At 31.2% G+C, this 5,856-nt stretch carries 4 protein-coding genes and 2 pseudogenes; all 6 read left to right on the top strand.

Translation table 11 applies throughout. The features are described from left to right. Positions 1–144: 144 nt before the first annotated feature. Positions 145–315: pseudogene (locus KPL55_RS25010) on the top strand (tyrosine-type recombinase/integrase); the annotation flags it as partial. Further along, positions 308–1,493: pseudogene (locus tag KPL55_RS26885) on the top strand (IS91 family transposase). The pseudogenes KPL55_RS25010 and KPL55_RS26885, both read left to right, overlap by 8 nt. Positions 1,494–1,860: 367 nt before the next feature. After that, a complete protein-coding gene (locus tag KPL55_RS25000; RefSeq protein ID WP_216309474.1) occupies positions 1,861–2,754 on the top strand; it encodes a phosphatidylserine decarboxylase in 894 nt (297 codons plus the stop codon). A 195-nt stretch (positions 2,755–2,949) separates the two neighbouring features. Continuing rightward, positions 2,950–3,405 (top strand): GNAT family N-acetyltransferase, encoded by a 456-nt coding sequence (locus tag KPL55_RS24995; protein WP_216309473.1) that lies wholly within the window; start codon positions 2,950–2,952, stop codon positions 3,403–3,405. Between the two features lie 121 nt (positions 3,406–3,526). Then, complete coding sequence (locus KPL55_RS24990) at positions 3,527–4,501, top strand: ROK family protein (RefSeq protein ID WP_216309472.1); 975 nt, start codon at positions 3,527–3,529, stop codon at positions 4,499–4,501. A 568-nt stretch (positions 4,502–5,069) separates the two neighbouring features. Beyond that, positions 5,070–5,856 (top strand): MBL fold metallo-hydrolase (locus KPL55_RS24985; protein ID WP_216309471.1); only part of this gene is annotated, 787 nt, incomplete at its 3' end.

Genomic DNA, 5,856 nt, shown 5'->3' with positions numbered 1-5,856 from the left:
ATTTTTGTAAATAAACACCTATTATTATGGTGAGTCTTTTAGAAATAATTACTGGTGACACAAGGGTTTAGTCGAAGACTCACCATAATGAAACTCTCTACATAATGCCTCTTATGGGGAGCTCCCCATAATCGTCATAGTTTTGCAACGCATTTACTGGATGCTGGTACAGATATCTGTTATATTCAAAGACTTTTAGGACATACTCGAATAACTACTACCACTATTTATTTACATCTTAGAAGGATGGATTTACTTAATATAAAGAGTCCATTGGATATACTTTTAAACGAAAAAGATAAACAAGATGATTGAGATTCAAGATATATTTAATCAATATGGCGGTGAATATAGGAGAAAACATAAGTTGCCTCTACATATTCAAAAAACTATGATTTCTATTGAAGCTTGTAGAACAGCCGAGCTTGGGGGGCATGTAGATGAGTGTGATGAATGTGGTCATACGAGGATTTCTTATAATTCTTGCAGAAATAGGCATTGTCCTAAATGCCAAACTTTAGCTAAGGAAAGATGGCTTGAAAAAAGAAAAGAAGATTTATTGCCCGTAGGGTATTTTCATGTTGTTTTTACTATACCTGAGCAACTTAACTTTATAATGCTAACAAACCAAAAAGAAATGTATTCTATTCTGTTTAAAGCAGTTTCAGAAACACTAATTGAACTTTCAAAAGATAAAAAATATTTGGGTGCCGAAATTGGATTTATGTCGATTTTGCATACCTGGGGTCAAAACTTAATTAATCATCCACATATACATTGTATAATTCCAAGTGGTGGATTAACTTTAGATGGTAACCGATGGATAAAATCAAAAAAAGATTTTTTTATCCCAGTGAAAGTTCTATCAAGAAAATAGAGGTAAATTCCTATTTTACCTTAAAAAAGCTTATTATAGTAATACTCTTAAATATACTAATGGAATTGAGGAGCTAACAGAAAAGCATATATTTCAGAGTTTTATAAATAAATTATATAAAAAAGAATGGATTGTATATTGCAGACCTCCTTTTGGAAGTGCGGAGTACGTACTTGAATATCTTGGGAGATATACTCATAGAGTAGCTATATCTAATCATAGGATTGTAAATTTAGAAAATGGTTATGTCACTTTCAAATGGAGAGATTATAAAGACCATAATAAAGAAAAATTTATGACTCTCAACGTAGATGAATTTATTAGAAGATTTCTCATGCACGTTCTACCAAGAAAGTTTGTTAAGATTAGGCATTATGGAATATTAAGCAATAGAAACAGGTCAACTAAGCTTAAAAAGTGCAAAGAACTTACAGGTACGGTGCAAAGTAAAAAGCAAAACTTAGATATTAAATTAAGTGTATCCGAGCTTCTTCTCAAACTTACAGGAATAGATATTAACATTTGTTCATGCTGCGGTAAGGGTAAAATGTTAACAAAAGATAAGCTAAATCGTCAAAACTATTCTCCGCCAGGAGAAACAAACAAAATAGCATAAAGTGGTTTTTCAGGGGAGGGGGAAAATACGCCTATTTTTAGAAAACAATCAAAAATTAAAAGGATTACAGATACATTTGTGGAAATTACAGTTAATAACCTTATTATTAAAGCTAATTTCAGAAAGAGGGATAAGATTGAATCCCCATAGTAGTGGAAACGCGGCATCGTTCTAAAGCTTGTTTCAGACATTGAGCAATTTTTATTAGCTATCATCATTTAAGTATATACTTATGGTGGTAGTTTTTATCGGCTCAACATCTGAATCCAAACCTATTCATTATACGAAGTTCAAGTATTATAGATTGGCAATATATATAACAAGTGATAATAATTAATCACTTTATTTGCATGAAAGGGGTTATATTATGATTGAATTTTATAATAGAAGAACTAAACAATATGAGACTGAGCAAGTAGTAGGAGATACATATCTTAGGTGGATCTATTCCTCACCGGTTGGAATGAAGCTATTAGAATTAATAGTTAAGAAAAAGCTTTTTTCTAAGTTATATGGCTGCTTTTGTGATAGTAAAATGAGCAAAAGAAAAATTTCGGCTTTCATTAGAGAGTTTGGCATTGATATATGTATCTGTGAAAAAAAACTAGATCAATTTGAATCATTTAATGATTTTTTTGCTAGAAAACTTACTAAAGAGTCAAGACCTATAGATAGCGTATTAGGATCACTAATATCTCCTGGTGATGGCAAACTTGTGGCCTATGATAATATTGACTTGACTAAATTAGTACAAGTTAAAGGTTATACGTATAGTTTTAACAAGCTTATCGATGACTCAAGTATAGTATCAAAGTTTTCAGAAGGTACCTGCCTAATTCTTCGGCTCAGTCCAACGGATTGGCACAGGTTTCACTTTATAGATAATGGTATATGTGAAGAAATAAAAAAAATAAAAGGTGATTATTATTCTGTGAATCCAATTGCACTAAAGTCAGTAACTGAGCTTTTCTGTAAAAATAAAAGAGAATGGAGCATTTTTCATTCAGATAATTTTGGTGATGTATTATGTATAGAAGTAGGTGCAACATTTGTGGGATCAATAATACAAACTTATGTTCCTGGAAAAAGAGTCAAAAAAGGTGATGAAAAAGGATACTTTAAATTTGGTGGCTCTACTATCATATTATTTTTTGAGAAGAGTAAAGTGAAAATTGATGAAAATATAATTGATCAGACAAATAAAGGATTTGAAACAAGTGTAATTATGGGCGAAAAAATAGGAGAAAAAGCAGTTAGATAATAATAAAACTAGAAGTAAACGCTTCTAAGTCGGATTGTTCTTATGTCCCGTCGCAAACAACCCCATATCTAATGATGTGAAGTTTAATTTATTATAATTATGATATAATTATTTTTATGTTTTATTGCGAATTTGTAATATCATACGTATTAGCGGGAGTAAATTCTTATGAAAATCGATGGGAGGCAATAGTTAATGGAAATAAATATTATCAAAGCTAAAAACGAATACTTGGTTGACTGCAAAATTGCTTTAGAGGAGTCCGAGTTAGGAAGATATTTTGAAGAAGGAGAAGCAATTAAATCTTTAAGTGAAGGAATTTCTAAAGGAGAAATTTTTGTTGCCTTAAATGAAGAAAGTGTATGTTTAGGGTTCATTTGGTTTATTATTAATGGTGCTTTCCATAGCTATCCGTATTTACATATTATAGCTGTAAAAGAGGAGTTTCGTAATCTTGGAATAGGTAAAAAACTATTAAAGCACTTTGAAGAAACAGCTTGTAAAACATCTTCGAAGTTATTTCTTGTTGTTGCAGACTTTAATCCAAGAGCTAAACAATTGTATCAAAGTATTGGTTATAATGAGGTTGGAATTATACCAAACTTGTATAAAAAAGGAGTAACCGAGTATTTAATGCTAAAAGAGATATAATTATTATTAGTTACTTATTACGTAATCTTCCTTAATACTGCATCAATCATAAAACTACGATTGATAAATAATCGTAAAATAATACGTAGTAAAGATACGATAGTATGATAAGGAGATAATGATGGATAAATGTTATATTGGAATAGATTTGGGTGGAACCAATATTAAAGGTTCTATATTTAATGAAAAATTTAACGTGATTTATGAGCAAAGACTCTCAACAGAAGCTGATAAAGGGTCTGAACATGTACTTAATAGAATTTACAAATTAGTTAGTAGCATGATATACAATGCAGGATTAACTGTTGAAGATATTACATGTATGGGCATAGGTGTACCCGGATTATTGAATATTAATGAAGGTGTATCAATGTTTTCACCAAATTTTTCAGGCTGGAAAAATGTGCCCGTAGTAAATTGGTTTGAACAAAAATTACATATCCCAGTATTTATAGACAATGATGTTCGTGTTAATTTGTATGGTGAATGGTATTTGGGAGCTGGAAAAGGAAGTAAAAATATTGTGTTACTGACATTGGGAACTGGTCTTGGTTCTGGAATTGTTATGGATGGACGTGTGTTGTATGGAGCAACAGGGAGTGCAGGAGAAATCGGTCATATGAATATGTACCGTGAAGGACGTCCTTGTAAATGTGGAAGTTCAGGTTGTTTAGGGCGTTATGTTTCAGCTTTAGGGTTATTGGTTACATTAAAGAAAAAAATAGAAAGTGGACATTACAGTATTATTTGTGAATGGGTTCATGGTAACTTATCAGAAATCACTGCAAAAATGGTGTCAGAAGCATATGACTTAGGCGATATGATAGCAATTGAAACTTTACATGAAACAGGAGAAATACTCGGATTCGGACTCGTTAACGTCATTAATTTATATAATCCTGAAATTATTATTATTGGTGGCGGTATGGCAGCGGCTGGTGAAAGGCTTTTAGAAAATACTAGAAAAACCATAAATAGTCATGCTCTGAAAATTCCCAATGAAAAATGCATCATAACAACGGCACTCTTAGGGGATGCTGCTGGAATGGTTGGTGCTGCAATTTATGCTAAACAGAAATTAGATAATAATATGTAATTGTGTTACTTTCACATCGGGGCTATTAAACATTTAAAATAATTGTAAATATAATTATTTTATGGTAATTATGGTATAATCAAAATATATTATTATTCACAATTGTAGATAATGATGAATTGAATGATTTTTATTAGAGGGGGTTAAAAATTGAGAGCTTATTGGACGGGATTTAAAATGAGCATTGAAAAAATGCTATTTAAAAAAAGAAGCATTAAAACAATTAGACTTATAACAATCATTAATATTATTCTTATATTAGTAAGTTTGTTCACTTATGAAAAGTTCGATTTTGTCATTGGTGTTTTATTTTTTAACTTAATAATAAATATACATAGTTGTATACTTTTCAATAAGGAAAACGGGAAGAATCGTTAGTTGTTGAAACTTACGATGTTAAGATAATGAGATGATAGTATGACCACATAAATTTAATTAAAGACAAGCTAGATTAATTAGCAGAAACTTGTTATAATAGAAAGAAATATCTGAATATTTTGAAACCTCTTGACAAAATTTAGAGTAATGCGAGAAAGCTCTTATCCACATGATGATGAGGAGGACTATTATGAAAATTCAATTCTATGGAGCAGCAAAAACTGTTACAGGTTCATGTCACATTTTACACATAAACGGAAAGACTGTTTTGCTTGATTGTGGTTTATATCAGGGAAAGGGTGAAAAGGTATTTGCAAATGATGAGTTTGACTTTAATCCTAAAGAGGTAGATTATGTGATTTTATCACACGCCCATATAGATCATTGTGGAAGAATACCTCTACTTTATAAGATGGGGTTTAAGGGAGAAGTTTTATCCACACAGGCAACAAAGGATTTATGCAGTATTATGCTTCCGGACAGTGGACACATTCATGAATCTGAGATTGAGTGGAAAAATAGAAAAAGAACAAGGCAGGGATTAAAAGCTCTAGAACCACTTTATACAACTAAATTGGCTGAGCTTTCGCTTAATCTTTTTAGATCATTTCAATATGATGAGATGATAGAGGTATTTGAAGGCTTAAAAATTAGATTTAGGGATGCAGGGCATCTTTTGGGTTCTGCTATTATTGAATTATATATGACAGAAAAAAATCAAGAAGAAGTAAAACTTGTGTACAGTGGTGATTTGGGCAATATAAATAAGTCAATTATAAAAGACCCAACCATCATTAATCATACGGATTACTTGATAATAGAGACCACATACGGCAATAGGGTTCATCCTGAAATTAAGGAGGACTTAAAGGAGTTATTAAGAATAATTAAGGAGACCTTTGCAAGAGGAGGAAATGTTATTATACCCTCATTTGCAGTGGGAAGGACTCAGGAGATTTTATATGAATTAAATAAAT

Source organism: Clostridium lacusfryxellense (assembly GCF_018861735.1).
Classification (GTDB): Bacteria; Bacillota; Clostridia; order Clostridiales; family Clostridiaceae; genus Clostridium_AD; species Clostridium_AD lacusfryxellense.
The sequence above is the reverse complement of the archived record's forward strand: the minus strand, read 5'-3'. Positions and strand labels throughout refer to the sequence as shown.